This window comes from Macrococcus hajekii, assembly GCF_004359505.1.
Taxonomy (GTDB): domain Bacteria; phylum Bacillota; class Bacilli; order Staphylococcales; family Staphylococcaceae; genus Macrococcus; species Macrococcus hajekii.
Window position 1 is genome coordinate 1 of record NZ_SCWE01000031.1, and the last position, 409, is coordinate 409.

Here is a 409-nt window from a genome sequence, read left to right on the forward strand (position 1 = left end):
CACTTTTAATAGTCCCACAATCTAACATTTCATCAAATACTTTCCTAGATAAACCTAATTTTTCACGTAATAATGTTGATACCTTTAATTGAGATGGATACTTACTTACAATACGAATTTGTGTAAGGTCATTAATATCAATTTCTTGTCCTACTATTTTATATTCTGGAATACCAACCTCTGCTCCATTTCTATGTAAAAGTTCTATATTCATAGCATATTGATTAGCGAGATTATCATCATTTGTATGGAATTGTTCTAGTACTTCTGGACTTAAATTATTTGGATTGACACGAGAATATATAGTTGAGTTCCATGTTGAGTCACAGTTTAAACACTTATATATTAGCCATATATCCAAATATTTATGTTGAGCATTAACTCTAAATAAACCTGAACATACATATTC

The 409-nt window shown here is 28.9% G+C and carries 1 protein-coding gene; it reads right to left on the bottom strand.

Features of this window, described 5'->3' with window-relative positions; all coding sequences use genetic code 11:
• A partial coding sequence (locus ERX37_RS11230) for a DUF1062 domain-containing protein (RefSeq protein ID WP_133430750.1) occupies window positions 1-409 on the bottom strand: 409 nt, incomplete at both ends.